This is a genomic window from Streptomyces sp. NPDC046716, from assembly GCF_040645755.1.
In the GTDB taxonomy this organism is placed as follows: domain Bacteria; phylum Actinomycetota; class Actinomycetes; order Streptomycetales; family Streptomycetaceae; genus Streptomyces.
In genome coordinates, this window is sequence record NZ_JBEYYU010000096.1 from 1 (window position 1) to 24,228 (window position 24,228).

General features: G+C 71.5%; 21 protein-coding genes and 1 tRNA gene. 7 read left to right on the forward strand and 15 right to left on the reverse strand.

Annotated features, from left to right (window positions below; genetic code table 11):
* Positions 1 to 160: 160 nt before the first annotated feature.
* Positions 161 to 1,306: a 4-hydroxyphenylpyruvate dioxygenase gene (gene hppD, locus ABZ930_RS39120; RefSeq protein ID WP_361559554.1), complete on the reverse strand. Its 1,146-nt coding sequence runs from the start codon at positions 1,304 to 1,306 to the stop codon at positions 161 to 163.
* Positions 1,307 to 1,428: 122 nt separating this feature from the next.
* On the opposite strand from hppD, the gene ABZ930_RS39125 reads away from it, so the two are divergent.
* The 5 genes from ABZ930_RS39125 (at position 1,429) to ABZ930_RS39145 (ending at position 5,754) form a co-directional block, all read left to right on the forward strand.
* Entirely contained in the window at positions 1,429 to 1,899 is a 471-nt protein-coding gene (locus tag ABZ930_RS39125; RefSeq protein WP_361559557.1) for an Lrp/AsnC family transcriptional regulator, read from the forward strand.
* Positions 1,900 to 1,957: 58 nt separating this feature from the next.
* Positions 1,958 to 2,605, forward strand: coding sequence for an ABC transporter permease (locus ABZ930_RS39130; protein WP_361559560.1), 648 nt, complete (start codon positions 1,958 to 1,960; stop codon positions 2,603 to 2,605).
* Positions 2,598 to 3,884: a betaine/proline/choline family ABC transporter ATP-binding protein gene (locus ABZ930_RS39135; protein ID WP_361559563.1), complete on the forward strand. Its 1,287-nt coding sequence runs from the start codon at positions 2,598 to 2,600 to the stop codon at positions 3,882 to 3,884. The genes ABZ930_RS39130 and ABZ930_RS39135 overlap by 8 nt, the downstream gene beginning before the upstream one ends.
* A gap of 83 nt (positions 3,885 to 3,967) precedes the next feature.
* The gene (locus tag ABZ930_RS39140) at positions 3,968 to 4,780 is read left to right on the forward strand and encodes an ABC transporter permease (protein WP_361559603.1); all 813 of its coding nucleotides are present in this window, start codon (positions 3,968 to 3,970) and stop codon (positions 4,778 to 4,780) included.
* On the forward strand, positions 4,777 to 5,754 hold the full coding sequence (locus tag ABZ930_RS39145) for a glycine betaine ABC transporter substrate-binding protein (RefSeq protein ID WP_361559566.1): 978 nt from the start codon (positions 4,777 to 4,779) through the stop codon (positions 5,752 to 5,754). The genes ABZ930_RS39140 and ABZ930_RS39145 overlap by 4 nt, the downstream gene beginning before the upstream one ends.
* A 12-nt stretch (positions 5,755 to 5,766) precedes the next feature.
* Here the strand turns inward: ABZ930_RS39145 and ABZ930_RS39150 are convergent, their stop codons facing one another.
* The 4 genes from ABZ930_RS39150 to ABZ930_RS39165 form a co-directional block, all read right to left on the reverse strand.
* Positions 5,767 to 6,558, reverse strand: a complete 792-nt coding sequence (locus ABZ930_RS39150) for a S16 family serine protease (protein WP_361559569.1) — start codon at positions 6,556 to 6,558, stop codon at positions 5,767 to 5,769.
* A gap of 325 nt (positions 6,559 to 6,883) precedes the next feature.
* The gene (locus ABZ930_RS39155) at positions 6,884 to 7,525 is read right to left on the reverse strand and encodes a helix-turn-helix domain-containing protein (RefSeq protein WP_111663604.1); all 642 of its coding nucleotides are present in this window, start codon (positions 7,523 to 7,525) and stop codon (positions 6,884 to 6,886) included.
* 324 nt (positions 7,526 to 7,849) lie between these two features.
* Positions 7,850 to 9,670 (reverse strand): DEAD/DEAH box helicase, encoded by a 1,821-nt coding sequence (locus ABZ930_RS39160; RefSeq protein ID WP_361559572.1) that lies wholly within the window; start codon positions 9,668 to 9,670, stop codon positions 7,850 to 7,852.
* A gap of 141 nt (positions 9,671 to 9,811) precedes the next feature.
* Positions 9,812 to 11,281 (reverse strand): MFS transporter, encoded by a 1,470-nt coding sequence (locus tag ABZ930_RS39165; RefSeq protein WP_361559575.1) that lies wholly within the window; start codon positions 11,279 to 11,281, stop codon positions 9,812 to 9,814.
* A 191-nt stretch (positions 11,282 to 11,472) separates the two neighbouring features.
* Between ABZ930_RS39165 and ABZ930_RS39170 the strand changes: the two genes are divergently transcribed.
* A tRNA-Cys gene (locus ABZ930_RS39170) sits at positions 11,473 to 11,544 on the forward strand.
* A gap of 48 nt (positions 11,545 to 11,592) precedes the next feature.
* Here the strand turns inward: ABZ930_RS39170 and ABZ930_RS39175 are convergent.
* From ABZ930_RS39175 to ABZ930_RS39220, 10 genes are all read right to left on the reverse strand, one after another.
* On the reverse strand, positions 11,593 to 11,736 hold the full coding sequence (locus ABZ930_RS39175) for a hypothetical protein (protein ID WP_361559578.1): 144 nt from the start codon (positions 11,734 to 11,736) through the stop codon (positions 11,593 to 11,595).
* Entirely contained in the window at positions 11,733 to 14,063 is a 2,331-nt protein-coding gene (locus ABZ930_RS39180; protein ID WP_361559581.1) for a molybdopterin cofactor-binding domain-containing protein, read from the reverse strand. The genes ABZ930_RS39175 and ABZ930_RS39180 overlap by 4 nt, the downstream gene beginning before the upstream one ends.
* Positions 14,060 to 15,511, reverse strand: a complete 1,452-nt coding sequence (locus tag ABZ930_RS39185; protein WP_361559584.1) for a 2Fe-2S iron-sulfur cluster-binding protein — start codon at positions 15,509 to 15,511, stop codon at positions 14,060 to 14,062. Before ABZ930_RS39185 ends, ABZ930_RS39180 begins: the two co-directional genes overlap by 4 nt.
* Entirely contained in the window at positions 15,508 to 16,404 is an 897-nt protein-coding gene (locus tag ABZ930_RS39190) for an FAD binding domain-containing protein (protein ID WP_361559587.1), read from the reverse strand. The genes ABZ930_RS39185 and ABZ930_RS39190 overlap by 4 nt, the downstream gene beginning before the upstream one ends.
* Before the next feature lie 323 nt (positions 16,405 to 16,727).
* Entirely contained in the window at positions 16,728 to 18,338 is a 1,611-nt protein-coding gene (locus ABZ930_RS39195) for a beta-N-acetylhexosaminidase (RefSeq protein ID WP_361559590.1), read from the reverse strand.
* 5 nt (positions 18,339 to 18,343) lie between these two features.
* Positions 18,344 to 19,174: a carbohydrate ABC transporter permease gene (locus tag ABZ930_RS39200; protein WP_351453791.1), complete on the reverse strand. Its 831-nt coding sequence runs from the start codon at positions 19,172 to 19,174 to the stop codon at positions 18,344 to 18,346.
* Positions 19,171 to 20,064: a sugar ABC transporter permease gene (locus ABZ930_RS39205; protein ID WP_361559593.1), complete on the reverse strand. Its 894-nt coding sequence runs from the start codon at positions 20,062 to 20,064 to the stop codon at positions 19,171 to 19,173. Before ABZ930_RS39205 ends, ABZ930_RS39200 begins: the two co-directional genes overlap by 4 nt.
* Positions 20,061 to 21,362, reverse strand: a complete 1,302-nt coding sequence (locus ABZ930_RS39210; RefSeq protein ID WP_361559596.1) for an extracellular solute-binding protein — start codon at positions 21,360 to 21,362, stop codon at positions 20,061 to 20,063. The genes ABZ930_RS39205 and ABZ930_RS39210 overlap by 4 nt, the downstream gene beginning before the upstream one ends.
* A gap of 171 nt (positions 21,363 to 21,533) precedes the next feature.
* Positions 21,534 to 21,824, reverse strand: coding sequence for a DUF3039 domain-containing protein (locus ABZ930_RS39215; RefSeq protein ID WP_161301273.1), 291 nt, complete (start codon positions 21,822 to 21,824; stop codon positions 21,534 to 21,536).
* A 52-nt stretch (positions 21,825 to 21,876) separates the two neighbouring features.
* Positions 21,877 to 22,446 (reverse strand): YqgE/AlgH family protein, encoded by a 570-nt coding sequence (locus ABZ930_RS39220; protein WP_361559600.1) that lies wholly within the window; start codon positions 22,444 to 22,446, stop codon positions 21,877 to 21,879.
* Between the two features lie 252 nt (positions 22,447 to 22,698).
* Here ABZ930_RS39220 and murA point away from each other — a divergent pair, with 252 nt between their 5' ends.
* Entirely contained in the window at positions 22,699 to 24,045 is a 1,347-nt protein-coding gene (gene murA, locus ABZ930_RS39225) for a UDP-N-acetylglucosamine 1-carboxyvinyltransferase (protein WP_351453778.1), read from the forward strand.
* Positions 24,046 to 24,228 lie beyond the last annotated feature (183 nt).

The window sequence follows — 24,228 nt, forward strand, 5'->3', positions numbered from 1 at the left end:
GTTGTGGGTGCGCGGCCGGGGCGGGGGGGGCTCTCGCCGTGGCTGGTCGCGCAGTTCCCCGCGCCCCTGAAGGCATGCGCTGCGCGCAGCCTTCCCCTGGATGCCGCAGGCGGAACTGCGCGACCAGCCCCCACGCACCCGCAGACGAAGAACCCTGCGATTACAGGTTGCCGCGCTTCTCCTGTTCGCGCTCGATCGCCTCGAAGAGGGCCTTGAAGTTGCCCTTGCCGAAGCCCATCGAGCCGTGGCGTTCGATCATCTCGAAGAAGACGGTCGGCTTGTCCTGGACCGGCTTGGTGAAGATCTGGAGCAGGTAGCCGTCCTCGTCGCGGTCGACGAGGATCTTCAGCTCGCGCAGCGTCTCGACGGGGACGCGGGTCTCGCCCGCCCACTCGCCGAGGGTGTCGTAGTACGAGTCGGGGGTGTCGAGGAACTGAACACCCGCGGCGCGCATGGCACGGACCGAGGCGACGATGTCGTTCGTGGCGAGCGCGATGTGCTGGACGCCCGCGCCGCCGTAGAACTCCAGGTACTCGTCGATCTGGGACTTCTTCTTGGCGATGGCGGGCTCGTTGATCGGGAACTTGACCTTGAGCGTGCCGTCGGCGACCACCTTGGACATCAGCGCCGAGTACTCGGTCGCGATGTCGTCGCCCACGAACTCCTTCATGTTCGTGAAGCCCATGACCTTGTTGTAGAAGGCCACCCACTCGTTCATCCGGCCGAGTTCGACGTTGCCGACGCAGTGGTCGACGGCCTGGAAGGTGCGCTTGGCGGGCGGCTCGACGATCGGGTCGGCGGCGGCGAAGCCGGGCAGGTACGGGCCGTCGTAGCCGGAGCGCTCGACCAGGGTGTGCCGGGTCTTGCCGTACGTGGCGATGGCGGCGAGGACGACGGTGCCGTGCTCGTCCTTCACCTCGTGCGGCTCGACGACGCCGCGGGCGCCGTGCAGAGTCGCGTAGGCGTACGCGGCGCGGGCGTCCGGCACCTCGATGGCGAGGTCGACGACGCCGTCGCCGTGGGCCGCGACGTGCTCCTCCAGGAAGTGGCCCCAGTCGGTGGTGGCCTTGATGACGGAGGTGAAGACGAAGCGGGCGGAGCCGTTGGTCAGGACGTAGGACGCCGTCTCGCGGCTGCCGTTCTCCGGTCCGGAGTAGGCGACCAGCTTCATGCCGAAGGCGGTGGAGTAGTAGTGCGCGGCCTGCTTGGCATTGCCGACGGCGAAGACGACCGCGTCCATCCCCTTCACCGGGAAGGGGTCGGCCTCGCGCGCGGTGCTGGGAGTGTGGGCTGCTGTCTCAGTCATGTCTGGAGGCTCCCGCCGTTCCACAAGGTGCGCAATAGTTTGCGTATTCGCTGGACAATCTGACCAGTGAGGGGCCGGTATCTGCTGGCTCTGTGTACAGGGTGACCACTGCGGAGGCGGGCATGGCGATCGATCAGCTGGACGGCCGGATCATTGTGCTGCTGGCGCGCGAGCCGCGGATCGGGGTGCTCGAGATGTCCCGTCGGCTCGGGGTGGCGCGCGGCACCGTGCAGGCCCGGCTCGACCGGCTTACCTCGAACGGAGTCATCCGCGGATTCGGTCCGCAGGTGGACCCGGCGGCGCTCGGCTACCCCGTCACCGCGTTCGCCACGCTGGAGATCCGGCAGGGGCAAGGGGCCGATGTCAGGGCGCACTTGGGGGGCGTTCCGGAGGTTCTGGAGCTGCACACGACGACCGGCAGCGGGGACATGCTGTGCCGGCTCGTGGCCCGCTCCAACGCGGATCTCCAGCGGGTGATCGACCTGGTTGTCGGTTTTGATGGCATCGTCCGGGCTTCCACCGCGATCGTCATGGAGAACCCCGTTCCGCTGCGCGTCATCCCGCTGGTGGAGCAGGCGTCGGGCGACTCCTGACGTGGGGCCGCCGGGAGATTCCCGGCGGCTGTACGAACAGCGCCCGGCGCGAGGCGCGATGAACTTCTGGGACTACCTCGGCAGCCATCACCAGCAGCTGCTGTTCGACGCGTACCAGCACGCCAGCGAGGTCTTCCAGTGCATGCTGCTGGCGACCGTGATCGGCGCGCTGATCGGCGTGTTCACGTACCGCAGCGACTGGGCGGGCAACCTCGCCACCTCTGCGACGTCCACCATCCTGACCATCCCCTCGCTGGCCCTGCTCGGTCTGCTGATCCCGGTCGTCGGCATCGGTGTGGCGCCGACCGTCATCGCGCTGACCCTGTACGGACTGCTGCCGATCGTGCGCAACGCGATCGTGGGCCTGCGCGGCGTGGACCCGCAGCTGATCGACGCGGCCAAGGGCATCGGGATGTCCCGGCTGGCCCGTCTGGTGCGGGTGGAGCTGCCGCTGGCCTGGCCGCCGATCCTGACCGGCATCCGGGTCTCCACGCAGATGCTGATGGGCATCGCCGCGATCGCCGCCTACGCCTCCGGGCCGGGCCTCGGCAACGAGATCTTCCGCGGCATCGCCTCACTGGGCAGCAAGAACGCTCTGAACCAGGTACTCGCCGGGACCCTCGGCATCATCATCCTCGCCCTGCTCTTCGACGCCGTGTACGTCCTGATCGGGCGGCTGACCATCCCGAGGGGGATCCGTGTCTGAGAACCAGCCGGCCGCGACCGCCACCGAGCTGTCGGCGGTGCCGAAGGCCTCCGGTGCCAGCATCGAGCTGGAGAACCTCTCCAAGATCTACCCGGGCAATCCGAACCCGGCCGTCGACAGCGTCAACATGGAGATCAAGGCGGGCGAACTCATCATCTTCGTCGGCCCCTCGGGGTGCGGTAAGTCCACCACCCTGAAGATGATCAACCGGCTGATCGAGCCGACGAGCGGCCGGATCCGGATCGGCGGCGAGGACGTCACCGACATGGACCCGGTGAAGCTGCGCCGCAAGGTCGGCTACGCGATCCAGTCCTCCGGGCTCTTCCCGCACATGACCGTCGCCCAGAACATCGCCCTCGTACCGAAGATGGTCGGCTGGTCCAAGTCGAAGGTCGGCTCGCGGGTGGAGGAGATGCTCGACCTCGTCGGGCTCGACCCGGGCGAGTTCCACGGCCGCTACCCGCGCCAGCTCTCCGGCGGCCAGCAGCAGCGCGTCGGCGTGGCCCGGGCGCTCGCCGCCGACCCGCCGGTGCTGCTGATGGACGAGCCGTTCGGCGCCGTCGACCCGATCACCCGCGACCACCTCCAGGACGAGCTGATCCGGCTCCAGCACGAGCTGCACAAGACGATCGTGTTCGTCACCCACGACTTCGACGAGGCGATCAAGCTCGGCGACCGGATCGCGGTGCTGCGCGAGCACTCGCACATCGCCCAGTTCGACACCCCGGAGGCGATCCTCACCAATCCGGCCGACGACTTCGTCTCCGGGTTCGTGGGCGCGGGCGCCGCGCTGAAGCGGCTCAACCTCAGCCGCGTGCGCGACGTGGAGGTCACCGACTATCCGACGGTGAGCGTCGACGACCCGCTCCAGGACATCTTCAACAAGCTGCGCGCGGCCGGCACCAACGAACTGCTGCTGCTCGACCGGCGCGGCCGCCCCTACAAGTGGCTGCGGCGCGGCGACCTGATGCGCGCCAAGGGCTCGCTGGCCCGCGCGGGCACCCTCGTCCACGACACGGTGACCTACGACGCGACGCTGCGCGACGCGCTGGAGGCGGTCCTCACCGACAACGCGGGCCGGGTCGCGGTCACCGGACGGCGCGGCGAGTACGAGGGCGTCGTCGACATGGAGACGCTCATGAACTCCGTGCACGAACTCCTGGAGGCCGACCGTCTGGAGGCGATCGAGAGCCAGCACGAGCTGGAGGAGACCCGCGCCCAGCAGACGCAGGCGGAACAGGAGGGCGTGACGCCCCCGGACGGGGAGGCGCAGGCGTGAGCGGCCCGTCCAGTCAACAGCCCGGCAAGCACCGCAAGGGCGCGCCCCCGAAGGGGGCCAGGCCCGACGGCGAGCACGAGGTGATGGGCCTCGCGTTCCGCGACGACGGCGAGGACGCCGCCGAGCGGGAGGCGACGCCGCCCGCGTCGAAGGAACCGCGCCGGCTCACCTGGCAGAAGCTGACGTTCCTGCCCGCGCTGATCGCGGTGGTCCTGCTGATCACCTGGCTGTGGTTCCGCAACGCCGACCTCGACACCATCTCGAAGAACGCGCTCTCCGACGGCCAGGTCTGGAAGGACCTCAAGCAGCACATCGAGCTGACCGTCATCTCCACGTTCTTCGTGCTGATCATCGCGATCCCGCTGGGGATCCTGCTGACCCGCAGGATGTTCCGCAAGGCGACCCCGTTCGCGCTCGCGCTGGCCAACATGGGGCAGGCCACCCCGGCGATCGGCCTGCTGGCGCTGCTGGTGATCTGGCTCGGCACCGGCCAGCGGTCCGCGCTGATCGGCATCATCATCTACGCGATCCTGCCGGTCCTCTCCAACACGATCGCGGGTCTGAAGGCCAACGACCCGACCCTCATGGAGGCGGCGCGCGGCATCGGCATGTCGCCCGCGATGGTGCTGGCCAGGGTGGAACTGCCGCTGGCGGTGCCGCTGATCCTGGCCGGTGTGCGCACCGCGCTCGTCCTCAACGTCGGCACGGCCACCCTCGCGGTGTTCGGCGGCGGCGGGGGCCTCGGCACCCTCATCCAGGCCGGCATCACCAATCAGCGCATGCCGATCCTGCTGCTCGGCTCCATCCTGACGATCGCGCTCGCCCTGCTGGTGGACTGGCTGGCGTCGCTGGCCGAGGTGCTGCTCAGCCCGCGCGGACTGGAGGCGCGAACATGAAGCACCGCGTACGCGTGACCGTGGCGGCGGCCGCCGGGCTCGCCCTGCTCGCCGGGTGCGGGCTGACCAGCGGCAGCCCGATGGTCGACGACGTCTCCCCCGGCTCCGTCGGCAAGGGCGAGCCGCTGAAGGGCGCGAACCTCGTCGTCACGTCCAAGGAGTTCACCGAACAGCTCGTCCTCGGCGCCATCATGGGCATCGCCTTCCAGGCGGCCGGCGCCGACGTCATCGACCGCACCGGCATCCAGGGCTCGGTCGGCGCCCGCGAGGCCATCAAGTCCGGTGACGCGGACGCCATGTACGAGTACACGGGCACCGCCTGGATCACGTACCTCGGCAACTCCGACCCGATCGCCGACTCGCAGAAGCAGTGGCAGGCGGTCAAGGAGGCGGACGCCAAGAACGGCATCACGTGGCTGCCGCCCGCCCCGCTGAACAACACCTACGCGCTCGCCATGAACGCGGCCAACTTCAAGAAGTACGGCACGAAGACCCTCTCCGAGGTCGCCGCGCTCGCGAAGTCGGACCCGAAGGCCGTCACGGTGTGCGTGGAGAGCGAGTTCGCCAACCGGGCCGACGGTCTGCGGGGCATGGAGAAGACGTACGGGATGAAGATCCCCGCGTCGAACATCACGCAGATGGACAGCGGCATCATCTACACGCAGGTGAAGAAGGGCAGTTGCACCTTCGGCGAGGTGTACACCACCGACGGCCGCATCCGGTCGATGAACCTCCAGGTCATGGAGGACGACAAGCACTTCTTCCCGAACTACAACGCGGCTCCGGAGATCAACACGAAGTCGTTCGACAAGTATCCGAAGATGGCCGAGGTCCTCGACCCGATCTCGAAGAAGCTGACCAACGACGTCGCGCAGGACCTCAACGCCAAGGTCGACGTGGACGGCGAGGACCCGCACCAGGTGGCCCTCGACTGGATGGTGAAGGAGGGCTTCGTGAAGGAGGGCGACGGCTGAGGCCCGCGGGTCCTAGCAGGCGGGCACGGAGCCGGTCTTCTTCTCCAGGTCCGTCAGCGCGGTGACCGCGCCCTTGAGCGTGGTCACCGGGACCAGCCGCATCGACTTCGGCGCCGACGCCTTCGCGTCCGCGCACTCCGCCTTCGGTACGAGGAAGACGGTGGCGCCGTCCCGGTCGGCGGCCTGCACCTTCATCGAGACGCCGCCGACGGCGCCGACCTTGCCGTTCGCGTCGATGGTGCCGGTGCCCGCGATGGACTTCCCGCCCGTCAGATCGCCGCCGCTGCCGTCGCCGTCGAGCATGTCGACGATGCCGAGCGAGAACAGCAGGCCCGCGCTGGGGCCGCCGACGTCGCCGAGCTGGAGGCTGACCTTCACGTCCTCGCCGCGGTCGCCGAGATAGGCGAGCGCGGCCTCGGTGGCGTCGTCCTGGGAGCCCTTCATCTCCTGCTGGTTGTGCTTCTCGATCTCCTTGGTCGAGTCGCCCGCCGGGTAGACGGCGTCCCGCGGCATGACCGCGCGGTCGTCCCGGAACCAGCTGTCGATCACGTCCGAGACGTGGATCGAGGCGTCGGGTCCCGTCGCCAGGATCGTCACCGCGCGCAGCTGGCCGCTGGTGTCGCGGGTTTCGGCGCCGGTGATCCGGATGACGGGCTTGCCGTCCGACGTGCCCAGCACGTTCGTCGTGGGGCCCGGCTGGGCCACCGAGAACGGCAGCGGGGCCAGGCCGGTGATCGCGAGCAGCGCGATCACCGGGAGCGCGCAGAGGGCGAGGGCCTTGGGACGACTGAGGCGATTGAGCACGTCCCCAATCTAACGCGACCGGCGATCGCACTTTCGCCGCGGTTCTCCGGCTGCGGGCCGGTGGGGCTTCTCGCGCAGTTCCCCGCGCCCCTGGATCGTTCGTCACGCGCGCCACCGTCGTGGCTGGTCGCGCAGTTCCCCGCGCCCCTGAGATGCGCACTTCGTGCGCCATCTCATCAACAGAGGCGCGGCGGAGCCGCAGCCTCTGTAAGGGGAGGCTGCGCGAAGCGCATGCCTCAGGGGCGCGGGGAACTGCGCGAGAAGCGGCCACCGGCCCGCGGACGACGACGAAGCCGCATCGGGCAGACGCATCCCGCGCCGCGCGTCAGCGCAAGGCGTCCGAGACCTCTCGGGCGGCGTCCAGGACGCGGGGCCCGACGCGTTCGGGGACGGCGTCGGCCAGCATGACGACGCCGACGCTGCCTTCCACCCCGCTCACCCCGAGAAGCGGCGCAGCCGCACCGCTGGCCCCGGCCTCCAGTTCGCCGTGGGTGAGGGTGTACCCGGTCTCGGGCAGCACACCCTGCCGGGCCCCGAGAATGGCGCGCCCGGCGGCCCCCCGGTCCAGCGGATGCCGGAACCCGGTCCGGTACGCCACGTGATAGTCGGTCCAGGTCGGCTCGACGACGGCGACCGCGAGGGCCTCCGTGCCGTCGACCAGCGTCAGATGAGCCGTCGCCCCGATGTCCTCGGCCAGCGAGCGCAGCGCCGGCAGCGCGGCCTCGCGCACCAGCGGATGGACCTGCCGGCCCAGGCGCAGCACCCCGAGCCCGACCCGGGCGCGGCCACCCAGGTCACGGCGGACGAGAGCGTGCTGCTCGAGCGTGGCGAGCAGGCGGTAGACGACCGTGCGGTTGACGCCGAGCTTGTTCGAGAGCTCGGTCACGGTCAGCCCGTGGTCGGTGTCGGCGAGCAGTTTGAGGACGCGCAGTCCCCGGTCGAGCGTCTGGGAGGTCTCCGCGGTCACGACGCCCACTCCTTAGTGGTGAGGGTCGGCGGTCCCTGACCGGCGGTCGCGCCGCCGGTCCCGTGGCGACGCGCGTCAGAGGCCGCCGGTCGGATATCAGGCGCTGGGCTGCATACGGCTGCATGCGACCACTTCTGCGTACGTTCCACATTCCGTGCATACCGGCTGCGCTCCGCGGCGGCGCTGCCACGGGGCGTGTGCGTTGCCCGGAATGTAGCGAGGTCGTCCCGCTGAGCGGAAGACTCCGTCCAGAATCCGGGCAGCCGCGAGCCGGACTTGTGACCGATTGCCCGCACTTGCCGCCCGGGTTCACCGCATCCCGGTTCACTGCATGCGGGTCGCCCACTCCTGGACCTTGGTGATGCGCTGGCGCAGCTGCCCCGCGGTGGCCTCGGCGCTCGGCGGGCCGCCGCAGACCCGGCGCAGCTCGGTGTGGATGACGCCGTGCGGCTTGCCGCTCTGATGCACGTACGCGCCGACCATCGTGTTGAGCTTCTTGCGCAGTTCCATCATCTCCTTGTGGGAGACGACGGGCCGCCGCTCGGCGGGCAGCTCCAGGAGGTCGGCCTCGGTGTCGGGCTTCTTCTTGCTGTGCGCGATCTGCCGGGCCTGCCGCTTCTGGAGGAGCAGCTGCACCTGGTCGGGTTCGAGCAGGCCGGGGATGCCGAGGTAGTCCTGCTCCTCCTCGCTGCCCGGGTGGGCCTGCATGCCGAACTCGGCGCCGTCGTAGAGGACGCGGTCGAAGACGGCCTCGGACTCCAGGGCCTCGAAGGAGAACTGCTCCTGCTCCCCGGTGTCCTCGTCCTCCTGCTTGTTCGCCTCGTCCATCTCCTTCTCGGACTCGGCGTAGGGGTCCTCCTCCCCCTCCTTCTTCGGCTTGTCGAGCACGTGGTCGCGCTCGACCTCCATCTCGTTGGCATGGCCGAGGAGGTCGGGGACGGTCGGCAGGAAGACGGACGCCGTCTCGCCGCGCCTGCGGGAACGCACGAAACGGCCGACGGCCTGCGCGAAGAAGAGCGGGGTGGAGATGGTCGTGGCGTAGACCCCGACCGCGAGGCGCGGGACGTCGACGCCTTCGGACACCATGCGGACGGCGACCATCCAGCGGTCCTCGCTCGCGCTGAAGTCGTCGATCCGCTTCGAGGCGCCGGTGTCGTCGGACAGCACCAGGGTCGCCTTGCTGCCGGTGATCTCGCGGATCAGCTTGGCGTAGGCGCGGGCCTGCTCCTGGTCGGAGGCGATGACGAGGGCGCCCGCGTCCGGGATGCCTTTCCTGACCTCGGTGAGGCGGGCGTCGGCGGCGCGCAGCACGCTCGGCATCCACTCACCGCGCGGGTCGAGCGCCGTGCGCCAGGCCTGGCTGACGGCGTCCTTGGTCATCGGCTCGCCGAGCCGGGCGGCGATCTCGTCGCCCGCCTTGGTGCGCCAGCGCATCTGGCCGCTGTAGCTGAGGAATATCACCGGCCGGACGACGCCGTCGGCGAGCGCGCTGCCGTAGCCGTAGGTGTAGTCGGCCGAGGACCGGCGGATGCCGTCGTTGCCCTCCTCGTACTGGACGAAGGGGATCGGGTTGGTGTCCGACCGGAACGGCGTACCGGTCAGCGCCAGGCGGCGGGTGGCGGGCTCGAAGGCCTCCAGGCACGCCTCGCCCCAGGACTTGGAGTCACCGGCGTGGTGGATCTCGTCGAGGATGACGAGCGTCTTGCGCTGCTCGCTGCGGTTGCGGTGCAGCATCGGGCGCACGCCCACACCCGCGTACGTGATGGCGACGCCGTCGTACTCCTTGCTGAGCGGGCCCGCGCTGTACTCCGGGTCCAGCTTGATGCCGACGCGCGCGGCCGCCTCCGCCCACTGCTTCTTCAGGTGCTCGGTCGGCGCGACCACGGTCACCTGCTGCACGACGTGGTGGTGCAGCAGCCAGGAGGCGAGGGTGAGCGCGAAGGTGGTCTTGCCGGCGCCCGGGGTCGCGACCGCGAGGAAGTCGCGGGGCTGCTCCTGGAGGTACCGCTCCATCGCCCCCTGCTGCCAGGCACGCAGCTTGTTGGCCGTGCCCCAGGGGGCGCGGCCGGGGAAGGCGGGCGAGAGGTGGCTGGACGGGGTCGGGGCGGCGGTCGGTGCGGTGCTGGCGTCGTTGGCGGTGGTCACGGTCTCCGGCTCGGCAGATCGGGGGCGTATGACAACCGGTCCACCCTACCGGTGGCGAGGTTGACGTTTCCGCCTCACGAGGCCGGGCGGGCGCCGGTTGGGACGTGAGTCACAGATCAACTCCCCGCATTTCACCGGTAGTCAGCCCGTGGTCACCGGCGCGTCCTCCCTGGTCGCGGGCGCGCGCAGCCGGGTCGCCACTCCTACGCCGATCAGCGCGATGGCCGCCATCGGCAGGAACACGGCGACGAACGCGGCCGGGTGCGCGCCGCCCGCGCCCTGGGCCACCCCGTGGCCGACCGCTCCCCCGCCGAGCGCCGCGAAGGCGGCGCCGCCCGCCGCGAGCAGCAGCGTGTTGGAGAGGCCGTCGGAGATCTGGAGGGCGGCGGAGTTCGTGCCCGCCTCCTCGGGGGCGGACAGCTGGAGCAGCAGCACGCTGGTGGCCGACGTCACGATGCCCATGCCCAGGCAGCCGTACGCCCAGGCCACGGCCACCAGCCACACCGGGACGGCGTCGATCAGGACGAGCGGCACGGTGGCGATGGCGGCGGCGACCAGCACCATGCCGACGGCCGCGAGGCGCTCGCGGTAGGGCTCCATGCGGGGCCTGGACTGCGCCCAGGAGCCGATCGCCCAGGTGGCGCCGCCGGCGGCGAGCGAGAACCCGGCCATCGTCGGCGACACGCCCCGCTGGGTGACGAGCATCAGCGGCACGAACGACTCGGCCGCGATGAACGAGCCCGCCGCGATCCCGCGCAGCAGCACCACGGAGGGCAGTCCGCGCACGGCCCGGTAGGTGCCGCGCGGCAGCAGGCCGAGCACGGACGGTGCGAGGAGCGCGGCGCCGGCCGCGCCGGGCAGCAGGGCGATCCACGCCAGGTCCTGGGCCGCGTACTGGAGCAGCCCCGCGCCCGCCGAGATGCCGAGCGCGAGCCGGATCCGGCGGCGCTCGAACGGCTCCGGCGCCCCGCCCTCGGGCGGTCCGCCCGCCTGCCGCCGGATCTGCGGCAGCGCGAGCCCGAGCGGCAGCAGAACGAGCACCGGGATGCCGAGGAAGACCCACCGCCAGCCGAGGTGCTGGGTGACGGCTCCGGCCGCCAGCGGGCCCACGATCGACGGCACGACCCAGGCCGCCGCGAACGCCGCCAGGATCGCGGGGCGCAGCCGCGCCGGGTAGGCCCGGCTGACGACGACGTACAGCGCGACGATGACGAGCCCGCCGCCGAGGCCCTGCACGGCGCGGCCCGCGATGAACGTCCACATGTTCGTGGCGGTCCCGGCCAGCAGCAGACCGGCCGCGAACGCCCCGATCCCGGCGCCGACGGGCCCGAGCGGCCCGCGCCGGTCGGCCCACTGGCCCGCGACGACCATGCCGAAGAGGCTGGTGGTGAAGTACGCGGAGAACGCGAAGGCGTACAGCGCGACCCCGTCGAGGTCCCGCGCGGCGACCGGCATCGCGGTGCCGACGGCGGTCGCCTCGAAGGCGATGAGCACGATGACCGTGACGATGCCGATGCTCAGCGCGCGGTACCCGCGCCCGAGGACGCCTCCGTCGGGAGCGGGGGCCGGGGTGGCCGGGGCGGCGAGCCCGGCGTCGTCGAGGGCGGTCATGCCGATCAGCGTAAGGGGCGAAACCGACCATGACCCCTGTCCGGAGTCGGGCTCGTCCTGGTCCCTTGGTCCTACGTCCGTCCATTCATGAACGGCGTGTGGCAGTCCCGTTGCGGGGCGCGCGGAACCCTTGAGGCGGGCGTGGGCACGCCCTACGGTCGAGGACATCAGCAAGGCAGCAGCACCAGCTTGGCCGTATGCCCGAGTGGCTTAGGGATTCGCCTGCAAAGCGAAGCACACCGGTTCGATTCCGGTTACGGCCTCTGAAAGAAGAACCCCGGCACCTGACAAGGTGCCGGGGTTCTCTGTTCTCAGCCCGCTACGAGGATCACGCCTCCGCCGACGACGATGACCGCGAAGACGACGAACGCGAGCACGAAGAGCAGCAGCTTCCCCGGGGACGGGGCGGGCTCGTAGGCCCGGGGCTGCTGCGGGTCGGGGTCGGGCGGCGTCACGACTGGGGCTCGGGAACCGGCGCCGGGTCCGGGCTCGCCACCGCCGCCTGGGGGCGGATCGGGAGGCGGTTGACCGGGCGGCCCGTCGCCGCGCGGACCGCCGAGGCCACCGCCGCCGGGGACGCGACGACCGGCGCCGCGCTGGCCGCCTTCGCGCCGAAGGGGGCCACCACGTCGCGCTCCTCCACCAGCTTGACGATGCGGATGTCCGGGGCGTCCAGCGACGTGGGCAGCGCGTAGCCCGTCAGGTCGGGGCGGCGCACGAGACCCTTGGGGGTGCGCAGGTTCTCGGTGAGGGCGGCGCCCACGCCCTGGGTGACGCCCGCCTCGATGCGGGCCCTCAGCTGCCCGGGGTTCAGGATGCGGCCGACGTCCTGGGCCACCGCGAGCTCGACGACCCGGACCGAGCCGATCTCGATGTCGACGTCCACGACCGCGCGGATCGCGCAGAAGGCGAGGCCGACGAAGGCGTCGCCCTGGCCCTGCGCGTCCAGCGGCTCCGTCGGGTGCGGGCGGCACTGGGCCGTCGCCCACAGCTCCTTGCCGTCCATGGCCTCCTCGACCGTGGTCGACAGCACACCGTCGTACGAGGTGATCTTGCCGTCGGCGATCTGGAGCAGCTCCGTGGACATGCCGAACTTGTGGGCGAGGGGCTGGAGGAGCTGGGTGCGGACCATCTTCGCCGCGCGCTCGACCGCGCCGCCGGAGACCCACGTGTGGCGGCCGCGGCAGCCGGGCCCGGCCGGCGGCTGGTCGGTGTCGACGGGGGCGACATGGACCTCGTCGATGCCGAGGGTGTCCTGGACGATCTGGCGGGCCAGCGTCGAGAAGCCCTGGCCCGTCTCGACGGCCGCGCAGATGACCGTGGCGACGCCGTCGTGGACCTTGACCGTGGCCGTGGAGACCTCGTCGGCGCCCTCGGCGCCGAGCATGTGGACCATGCCGATGCCGTAGCCGACACCGCGCCGCACCGCGCCGGGCTCGCCCGCGCCCTCCGGGCCGCCGGGCAGCAGCCAGTCCTCCTCCGGGGTGTCCTTGGGGAGGGGAGGCAGCGGGAACTCCCGTACGGCGTCGAGGAGTTCGGCGACCGGCGCCGGGCAGGTCACCGTCTGGCCGGTGGGCAGCACGTCACCGGTCGCGAGGACGTTGCGCATGCGCAGCTCGGCCGGGTCGATGCCGGTCTTCTTGGCCAGCTTGTCCATCTGGGCCTCGTAGGCGGCGCAGACCTGCATCGCGCCCTCGCCGCGCACGTGCCCGGACGGCGGGTTGTTGGTGCGCACCGCCCAGCCCTCGATGGAGGCGTGCGGGACGACGTAGGGGCCGCAGGCGAAGGCGACGGCCGCGGCGAGCGCGTCCGACGAGGTGTCCGCGTAGGCGCCCGCGTCCAGCAGGATCTGCGCCTCCACCTTCACCAACCTGCCCTCGGCGTCGGCGTGGTGACGGTATCTCAGGAGCGTCGGGTGGCGGTGCGGGTGGCCGAGGAAGGACTCCTCGCGGGTCGCCGTCAGCTTGACCGGGCAGCCCGTGTGCAGGGCCAGCAGGCCCAGCGGCAGATGGAAGCTCGGGTCCTCGCGGTCGCCGGTCGCGCCGGGCACACCGGTGACGACGACCTTCACGCGCTCCGGCTCCAGGCCGTAGCGGGCCGCCGCCGCGTCGCGGTCGCCGTGCGGGTCGTTCGACGCGATGTACAGCTCGACACCGCCGTCGGGGCGCGGCACGGCGAGCCCCGCCTCGGCGCCGATGGGCGCCGGGTCCTGGCGGCCGATGCGGTACAGGCCCTCGACGACGATCTCGCCCTGCGCCTCGGCGTCGCCGTGGGCGAGCGGGATGTGCCGGACCAGATTGCCGTCGGGGTGCAGGGGCTCGGCGCCGAAGGACTGCTCCGGGTCCGTCACCGGTTCGAGGATCTCGTACTCGACGATGATCGCCGCGGCGGCCATCCGGGCCGTGTCCGGATGGTCGGCCGCCACCGCCGCGAGCGCCTCGCCGTGGTGGCGGACGACGTCGGAGGCGAACACCGGACGGTCCGCCGTGCGGTGGCCGGACGGCGGGCCGCCGGGCACGTCCTCGTGCGTGACGACCGCGCGCACGCCGGGCATCTCGCGCGCGTGGGCGGTGTCGATGGAGACAATGCGCGCGTGCGCGTGCGGCGAACGCAGGACCGCCGCCCAGAGGAGCCCTTCGGCCCACAGGTCGGCGGCGTACGGGAAGGTGCCCTCCGCCTTCGCTCCGGCCTCCGCCGAGGGCAGGGTGGTGCCCAGGCCGTGCGGGATCCCCTCCGCCTCGGGGGACAGCCCCGCGGGGGCCTCGGTCGTCTCGTTCGTCACGGCTGGCCTCCGTCCTGGAACAGGTCACCACTGGCCGGTCCCGCCTGCCGCGGGATGCGGGGCTCCTCGTCGTCCTGGCCGTCCTGCTCGCTCTGCTCGGCGGCCGCCGCGCGGGCGGTCGCCCTGCGCTCGGCCGCCACCTCGCGCACCGCGTCGAGTACACCGCGGTAGCCGGAGCAGCGGCACAGGTTGCCGCAGAGCGCCTTGCGGGTCTCCAGATCGGTGGGGTCCGGATTGCCCTCCAGCAGGTCGTGCACCGTCATCGCCATGCCGGGGACGCAGAAGCCGCACTGGACGGCGCCGCACGCGGCCAGCGCGCGCTGCACGTCGGAGGGCTGCCCGTCCTCGGCCAGGCCCTCGACGGTGCGGACGTCGCTGCCCGCCGCGGTCGCCGCCGGGACCAGGCAGGAGGCCACGAGCCGCCCGTCCACCTGGACGTTGCACGCGCCGCACTCGCCCTGCGAGCAGCCGTCCTTGGCGCCCGCGAGGCCGAGGCGCTCGCGCAGCACGTACAGGAGCGACTCGCCGATCCAGGCGTCCGTGACGGGGCGGTCCGCGCCGTTGACCCGCAGGACGTAGCTGGCGAGGGGGTGGTCGTCGTGGAGGGGGGTGGCGGTGGCGGTCTGCTCGGGGACGGCCACCGGTTCGGGCTCAGGCTCGGGCTCGGCCGCCTGCTCGGGCTCGGGCTGCGGCTCCTCGGCGACGGGCTCGGCCGCGTCGGCCGCGGGCAGCTCGTCGACGACGGCCTGCTCGGGCTCGGGCTCCGGCTCCTCGGCGGCCGGCGCCTCCTGGGCCCAGGCCTGCGCGGACACCTCCGGCTCCGGCGCCTGCGGCTCGGCCTGCTGGACGGGCTCGGGCACCGGGTCGGGCACCGGGTCGGCCTCGGGCTGCGGTTCGGGGGCGGGCTCGGGGGCCTGCTCCGGGGCGGGCTCCCGCATCCAGTCCTGCGTCGCCCACGGCGCGGGCGCGCCGCCCGGCAGGGTCGCGGGCGGCATCCGGTCGCCCCACTGGGCGGCCAGCGCGGACGCCGTGAACTCCCCCGACTCGTCCGGGAGTTCACCGCCCGCGACGGGGATCGACCACTGGCCGGTCTGCCCCTGCGCGGCCTCGACGGCGCCGCCGCCGTACGGGTCCTGGTTCGCCTCGGGCCAGCTGACGTCGGCGCTCGGCGCACCCTCGGCGGGCTGCGGGGCGGCGCCCGTCAGCTCCGGCGGCAGCACCCACACCCCGGTCGCCGCCGGGTCGGTGGCGGCGGCGCCGGTGGCCGGGCTCACCGTTATCTGCGGCGGGACGTACCCGTGTCCGGGCGCGGCCAGCGGCGCATCCGGGAAGCCGTCGGGGGGCAGTTGGACGAAGGCCGTGGCGTCGGAGTCGTACTCGCCCTGCGGCAGCGGCTGCCAGCCGTCACCCTCGTCGTGCCGGTCCTGCCGGGGGTATTCGTTCGTCACGACAGCGCCCTCCCCAGTGCACGTCGGGCCAGCGCGGCGACGGTGCGCCGCAGGTGCAGCACGGCGGGCGGCAGCGTCTCCTGCGTGCCGTCCGGGGCCGGAGCCGGGTCGGGGATGCAGGCCGCGGCGACGTACTCGCCGAACGCCTGGACCGCCTCCGGCACGAGCGCGCCGCGCTCGCCGTCCCAGTCGATGAGCGAGGCCACCCACTGCTCGGCCTCCAGCGGGCGCAGCGGCATCGGCGCGATCGCGCCGACCGCGCAGCGCACCCCGCGCCGGGCCGGGTCGAGGACGAGCGCGACGGAGGCCGTCGCCCGCCCGGGGCCGGTCCGGCCGGTCGCCTTCAGGAACACCTGCGGCGCGTGCAGCAGCGGCACCCGCACGAAGCCGATCAGCTCGCCGGGCCGCAGCATCTCCATGCCCGCGAGCAGGTGCGAGACGGGGACCTCGCGGCGCGCGCCGCCGGGCCCCGCGATGATCAACGTGGCTTCCAGCGCGGCCAGTACGGGCAGCGTGTCGTTGGTCGGGGCGGCCGAGGCGATGTTCCCGCCGAGCGTGCCCGCGTTGCGGATCTGGGGCGGGCCCGCGGCGCGGGCGGACGCGGCGAGGGCGGGGATGAGCGCGGCGAAGTCGGGGCGGCCCATGCGGGCGTGGGTCAGACCGGCGCCGAGCAGCGCGTGTCCGTCCTGGTACTGCCAGCCGCGGATCTCGCTGATCCGGCCGAGGCCGACCAGCGCGGCGGGACGGAGTTGACCCGCGTTGACCTGGGCCATGAGGTCGGTGCCGCCGGCCACGGGCACGGCTGCGGGCGTCGCGGCGAGCGCCGCGACCGCCTCGTCCAGCGAACCCGGAAGTACCGCGGCCTGTGTCGCCTGCGGTGCGTGCGTGGTCAAACCGGCTGCCCCTTCCCGATGTCCGGCCGCGCGCCCGGCGGTGCGCCGGTCCCCGCGTGGTCCGCGTGCGACCGCCGTTCCCGCCGTTACGCCTGTTCCGCCGTACGGTACGTGCTGACAGGCCGGACGTGGCAACTCTGGCACATCTTCCCCGGAGCCCGGAGAGGGGGTCCGGTAGGAGGCATTCGCCCCTTCCACCTGGGAGATGACCGAAATGGCAGGGCATCGCCCGTGCGCGCGAATTGGCCCTCTTCGGTGATGTATGGGGTGACGTGGCGGACCCGTCGTGGCGGACCCGGCGGGCCCACCACGAAGGGGTCCGCTCAGACGGCCGGGGGCGGGCCCTCCAGCGGCCGCCCGAGCACCCCGGGGCGCCGCTGCCAGGGCAACGGGCCGCCCGGCCGCCGGTAGTCGACGCCGAGGGCGTCAAGTCGCCGGTAGTGGGCGGTCATCCGGCGCTCGAAGTCCGCGTAGTCGCGCGCGTCCGGCTCCGGCAGCTCGCTCCAGGCCACCTCGCTGAAGGCGGTCAGCCGTGGGAACGCCTGGTAGTCGACGCGCCGGCCGTCCTCCATCACCTCGGTCCAGAGGTTGGCCTGGGTGCCCAGGACGTGGCGTGCCTCGTCCTCGGTGAGCTGCGGCGGAACCGGCTCGAAGCGGTAGACGTCCTCCAGGGTGCGGACGTACCCGATGGGGACGGGTTCGTCGGCGCCGTCGGACTGCCGGTAGTCCAGATAGACCTGCTGGAGCGGGCACATGACGACGTCGTGGCCCGCGCGCGCGGCGGTGATCCCGCCCTCGTAGCCGCGCCACGAGGAGACGGTCGCCCCGGGCGCGAGCCCGCCCTCCAGGATCTCGTCCCAGCCGACGAGCCGGCGCCCGCGCTCGCTCAGCCAGGTGTCGAAGTGCCGGATGAACCAGGACTGGAGCTCGTCCTCGTCCTTCAGCCCGAGTTCCGCGATCCGGGCCTGCGCGGCGGGCGACGCCTTCCACTGGTCCTTGGGGCACTCGTCCCCGCCGACGTGGACGAAGGTGGACGGGAACAGCTCCAGGAGCTCCTCGAAGACGCCCTCGTAGAAGCGCAGGACGGTCTCGGTCGGGGCGAGGACGTTCGGGTTGACGCCCCAGGTGTCCCAGACGGGCAGGGCCGCCGTGTCGACGACGTCGGCGTTGCCGAGTTCCGGGTAGGCGTGGATGGCGGCCTGCGAGTGGCCCGGGATGTCGATCTCGGGGACGACGGCGATGTGCCGGGCGTGGGCGTACGCGACGATCTCGCGGATGTCGTCCTGGGTGTAGAAGCCGCCGTGCGGCTTGTCCTCCCACAGCTCCGAGGCGCGGTGGCCGTACTTGGTCCGGGTGCGCCAGGAGCCGTCCTCGGTGAGCTTCGGGTGGCGCTTGATCTCGACGCGCCAGCCCTGGTCGTCGCTGAGGTGGAAGTGGAAGACGTTCAGCTTGTGCGCGGCAAGGAGGTCGATGAAGCGCAGCACGCCGTCCTTCGGCATGAAGTGCCGGGCGACGTCGAGCATCGTGCCGCGCCAGCCGAAGCGGGGTTCGTCCTCGATGTCGGCCAGCGGCAGCCGCCAGGCGCGGCCGGGCAGCGGCGCGCGCCGGAAGGCGTCCGGGCCGAGGAGCTGGCGCAGGGTCTGCGCGCCCCAGAACACCCCGGCGGGCGAACCGCCCCGCAGGTCGACGCCGCGCGGGGTGACGGCGAGCCGGTAGCCCTCCGTCGGCAGCGTGTCGTCGACGGTCAGCCGGACGAGATCGTCGCCCTCTTCCCGGGGCGGCAGCGTGAGGCCCGTCGCGGCGCCGACCGTGGCGCGCAGCCAGCGGGCGGTGTCCTCGGTGCCCGCCCCGGCGGCGATCCCGGTGTCCTCGCCGACGGCGAGGAACTGGTCGCCGTAGAAGGCGGCGGATCGTGGGGCCGGAATCAGATCCATGAAGCTCAGTCCTTAACCGCGCCGCCGAGCCCGGACACCAGGCGCCGCTGTACGAGTACGAAGAAGACCAGTACCGGAATGGTCATCACGGTCGACGCTGCCATGATTCCGCCCCAGTCGTTCTCGTCCGGTTTGAAGAAGACGAGCAGGGCCATCGGAAGCGTCGACTGGGAGGTGTCGCTGATGATGAACGACTTCGCGAACAGGAAGTCGTTCCAGGTGGAGATGAAGGAGAAGACACTCGTCGCCACGAGGCCCGGGAAGACCAGCGGAAAGAGGATCTGCCACAGGAACCGGGAACGGCTGGCGCCGTCCAGGTAGGCGGCCTCCTCCAGCGCCTCGGGCACCGCTTTCACGAATCCGCGCAGCATCCAGATCGCGAACGGCAGCGAGAACGCGAGATGCGGCAGGATCAGCGAGCCGAGCGTGTTGAGCTGCCCGAAGTCCCGCATGAGGAAGAACAGCGGAATGGTCAGGGCCTCGACCGGCACCATCTGCGCGACGAGGAACATGATGAGCAGCGTCGTACGGAACCGGAATCGAAAGCGCGTCACGGCCGTCGCCGCGAGAAACGCGACGAGCGCGGAGACCACCACGACCGTGCCCGCCACGATGAGGCTGTTGACGAAGTAACGGCCGAATTCCTGCTGTTGGAAGACGCGGCGGAAGGAGTCGAGCGACGGATCGAGGGTCCAGGGGCGCGGCTCGGTCGATTCGATCTCCCCGGCCGGTTTGAGGGCGCTGAGCACCATCCAATAGAGGGGAAAGGCGACGACGAGCGCGATCAGCAGCGCGGACGCCTCGGCGGCGAGCCGCCAGGGCCGTTGGATTCTCACAGTTCCCTGCCCTCTCTGCGCATCAGCCGCAGATAGACGAGCGTGACCACGAGCAGGATCACGAGCATCACGACCCCGATGGCCGAGCCGAGGCTGTACTCGCTGCCGGCGAACGCCTTCTGGTACGCGTACACGTTGAGGACGAGGTTCTGTCCGGCGATGCCGCCGCCGCCCGTCATCACGTAGATCTGGGTGAAGACCTTGAAGTCCCAGATGACCGACTGGATGGTGACGACGACGAGGATCGGCCGCAGCATCGGGGCGGTGACGGAGCGCCAGGTGCGCCACTGCGAGGCCCCGTCGAGGGAGGCCGCCTCCAGCACCTCCCCCGGGATGGCGCGGATGCCCGCGTAGACGGTGACCATCACGAACGGGAAGGAGCACCAGACCACTTCGAGCAGGACGAGCGCGAAGGCGCTGTAGCGGCCGTACGTCCAGGAGAAGTCGCCGAGCCCGAGGACCTTGTTCACCGGGCCGAAGTCCGCGTCGAAGAGGAACATCCAGACGGTGGAGCCGGTGATCGCGGGGGTGGCCCAGGCGCCGAGCGCGGCCAGCATCAGGGCGAGCCGGGGCACGGCCCGCACCCGGGTGAGCAGCACGGCCAGCGCGCAGCCCACCAGGAGCGTGGAGACGACGCAGGCCCCCGCGAACAGCACGGTGGCGAGCAGTACCTGCCAGAACTGGCTGTCGGAGAACAGCTCCTGGTAGTTGCCGAGGCCCCGGAAGGTGGTCGGGGCGCCGCCGCTGACCTGGGCCTGGGTGTACTCCAGGAACGAGATCAGGCCGAGCTGGTAGATCGGGTAGACGAGCAGGCCGCCCAGCAGGACGAGCGCGGGGGCGAGATAGAGCCAGGGCGCCCATCTCCCGCCCCGCGCGTGCACGGAGCTCACCCGGCGGCCCCGAACGCGGCGTCCATCTTCTTCGCGGCGTCCCCGGAGGCCGCCTTGACGTCCTTACGGCCGCTGACGACCTCCTGGAACATGGTGGGCAGGACCTGGGAGGCGTCGATCTGCGCCCAGCCGGGCGAGGCGGGCACGAACTTCGCCCCGGCGCCGAGAGTCTTCACGAAGGGCGCGACGAACGGCTCCTCCTCGGCGACGTCCTGGCGCACGTCGGTGTAGGTCGGCAGGAATCCCATGCCGGAGAACAGGTCGCGCTGGGCGTCCTTGCCCGCGAGCTGCTTCATCAGGTCGACGGCGAGCGTGCGGTGCGAGGTGCTCTTCAGGACGCCGATGTTGTTGCCGCCGGCGAAGGCGGGCGCGATGTCGCCCTGCTTCACTCCGGGCAGCGGGACGACGGCGTACTTGCCCTTCACCGTGCCGTCCTCCATGGCCTGGTGGCTGAAGTCGCCGCCGATGGCCATGGCGGCCTTGCCGGAGGCGAAGGCGGTGACGGTGTCGTTGCCGCCCATCGCGGCGCACTTGGCGGCGGGACAGTTGGCGTCGCCGAAGAGCGAGGTGTAGGCCTTGATGCCCTTCTGCGCGGCCGGGCTGTCGATCGCCGAGGTGTACGAGTCGCCCTTCTTCTCGGCGAGTTCGCCGCCGTTGGCCCAGATGAACGGCATCGCGCCGTAGGTGTAGGCGCCGCCGACCGCGAGCCCGTACAGCTCCGGCTTCGCCTTGTGGATCTCCTTGGCGGTGGCGGCGAGTTCGGCCTGCGTCTTGGGAACGTCGATGCCGAGGTCCTTGAAGACGTCGGTCCGGTAGTAGAGGGCCCGTACGCCGACGAAGTAGGGGGCGCCGTAGATCTTGCCGTCGACGGTCACCGACTCCTTGGCGGTCGGGTCGGTGTCGGCGGCCTCGTCCCAGGCGCCGAACTCCTCGGTCACGTCCGCGAGTCCACCGTCCTTCACGTATCCGGCGGTGTCGGTGTTGCCGTACTCGATGACGTCGGGGGCGCTCTTGGGGTCGTTGAACGCGGCCTTGATCTTCTCGGCGCGGGTCTCGACGGGTATGTACTCGATCTTCACCTTCGCGCCGTCGTGCGCCTTCTCGAAGGCGGCGACGGCGGTGTCCATGACCTTCTTCTTGGGGCCGTTGTTGACCTCCTGGAAGAGCCAGACGCGCAGCGTGCCGCTCTTGTCGTCCTTCGCGGAGTCGCTGCCGCCGGACGTGCCGGGGGCGCACGCGGCGGTGGCGGCGAGCACAAGGGCGGTCAGCGGAAGGGCTGTTCGGGCAAGGGGCTTCATCGGAAACGCCTCCGAAGTCGTTGCAACATACGCAATGGTTGTTTCGCTGTGCACAACACGACGGAGGCTAGAAGGACTGGACCATTGAGCGCAATGGTTTACGGACAACACAGAGGCCCCCGGCGCGCGTCAGCGCACCGGGGGCCTCGTCCGACAGAGGGGAGGGAGGGGCTACTTCTTGCCGCCGTCCTTGCCCTTGTCCTTGTCGCCGCCCGCACCCATGGACTCGTAGATCTCCTTGCACATGGGACACACGGGGTACTTCTTCGGGTCCCGGCCCGGCACCCACACCTTGCCGCAGAGCGCCACGACAGGCGTACCGTCCAGGGCGCTCGCCATGATCTTGTCCTTCTGGACATAGTGGGCGAAGCGCTCGTGATCGCCGTCACCGTGCGACGTCTGCGGCGTCGGCTCTACGAGGGTCCCCGTACCTGTCCCGCGCTCGGGCTCAAGAGTGCTCATAACCGCCAAGGGTACTTAAGCGCGCCCCGAGGGCGAAGAGTCGTCGGGGCGCTTAGTTGAGCGAAGGATCGTCCGGATAGGTCGCCACCATCGCCAGCTCGCCGCGCTGGCGCCGCAGCACCGCCCGCCACAGCCCCTCCGGGCGGGTCGCGGAGACGTCCCCCGGCTCCGACTCGACGACGTACCAGGCACCCTCGGCCAGCTCGTCGCGCAACTGACCCGGGCCCCAGCCCGAGTACCCGGCGAAGATCCGCAGCGAGCCGAGGGCCGCGGCCAGCAGCTCCGGCGGCGCCTCCAGGTCGACGAGGCCGATCGCGCCGTGCACCCGGCGCCAGCCGAGGGGGCCGTCGGCCGACGCGCCGCCGGGGATCACCGCGACGCCGAGCGCCGAGTCGAGGGACACCGGACCGCCCTGGAAGACGACGCCCGGCTCACCGGCCAGCTCGCCCCAGCCCTCCAGGATGTCGCCGACGTCCACCGGCGTCGGCCGGTTCAGGACGACGCCGAGCGAGCCCTTCTCGTCGTGGTCGAGAAGCAGCACGACCGCCCGGTCGAAATTCGGGTCCGCGAGGGCGGGTGTGGCCACGAGCAACCGCCCTGTGAGCGAGGACACCTCGGTCATGGCAGACATGATCCCGCATCTTCGCGCCCAACGGGGAGCCGCGCGCAACTCCCGTATGTATGCAGGTCGGCGCGCATGGAAGCGGAAGGGGCGCACCAGACAGTATCGTCACCCCTTGTGTCCGATTCGGAACGGTTCGTGTTGTAGCGAAGTCATGACGCTTCAGGCCGACCGCGGGCTTACGGAACAGGGGGAGGCGGCCCTTACCCTTGTCCCTTGGTCCCCTGCCCACCTCATCGGAACGCGAGATTCATGACCGTCACCGGCATTGACGACGTACTGCTTGTCCACGGCGGAACCCCGCTGGAGGGCGAGATCCGTGTCCGCGGCGCGAAGAACCTCGTGCCCAAGGCCATGGTCGCGGCGCTGCTCGGCAGCGCTCCGAGCCGGCTGCGCAATGTCCCCGACATCCGCGACGTGCGTGTCGTACGCGGGCTGCTGCAGCTGCACGGTGTGACGGTCCGCCCCGGTGAGGAGCCGGGCGAGCTGGTCATGGACCCCTCGCACGTGGAGTCGGCGAACGTCGCGGACATCGACGCGCACGCGGGCTCCTCGCGCATCCCGATCCTGCTCTGCGGACCGCTGCTGCACCGTCTCGGCCACGCGTTCATCCCGGGCCTGGGCGGCTGTGACATCGGCGGCCGGCCGATCGACTTCCACTTCGAGGTGCTGCGCCAGTTCGGCGCCACCATCGAGAAGCGCGCCGACGGCCAGTACCTGGAGGCCCCGCAGCGGCTGCGCGGCACCAAGATCCGCCTGCCCTACCCCTCCGTGGGCGCCACCGAGCAGGTCCTGCTCACGGCCGTCCTCGCCGAGGGCGTCACGGAGCTGTCGAACGCGGCGGTGGAGCCGGAGATCGAGGACCTGATCTGCGTTCTGCAGAAAATGGGCGCGATCATCGCGATGGACACCGACCGCACCATCCGCATCACCGGTGTCGACACGCTCGGCGGCTACACGCACCGCGCGCTCTCCGACCGCCTGGAGGCCGCCTCCTGGGCGTCCGCCGCGCTGGCCACCGAGGGCAACATCTACGTCCGCGGCGCCCAGCAGCGCTCGATGATGACGTTCCTCAACACGTACCGCAAGGTCGGCGGCGCCTTCGAGATCGACGACGAGGGCATCCGCTTCTGGCACCCCGGCGGCCAGCTCAAGTCGATCGCCCTGGAGACGGACGTCCACCCCGGCTTCCAGACCGACTGGCAGCAGCCGCTCGTCGTGGCGCTCACGCAGGCCACGGGCCTGTCCATCGTCCACGAGACGGTCTACGAGTCGCGGCTCGGCTTCACCTCCGCGCTCAACCAGATGGGCGCACACATCCAGCTCTACCGCGAGTGCCTGGGCGGCTCCGACTGCCGCTTCGGCCAGCGCAACTTCCTGCACTCCGCCGTCGTCTCCGGCCCCACCAAGCTGGAGGGCGCCGACCTGGTCATCCCCGACCTGCGCGGCGGCTTCTCGTACCTGATCGCGGCGCTGGCCGCGCAGGGCACGTCGCGGGTGCACGGCATCGACCTCATCAACCGCGGCTACGAGAACTTCATGGAGAAGCTCGTGGAACTCGGCGCCAAGGTGGAACTCCCTGGCAAGGCGCTCGGCTAGCCATTTCCCGCCCTACGACGATGGGGGCCACCCGGATCTTCCGGGTGGCCCCCATCGTCGCTTCCACGCCCACCTGCGGCCCGGTGGGGGCTGGTCGCGCAGTTCCCCGCGCCCCTGAAGCGAGCTCCGCTCGCTCAGGGGAAGGCGCGCGAAGCGCATGCCTTCAGGGGCGCGGGGAACTGC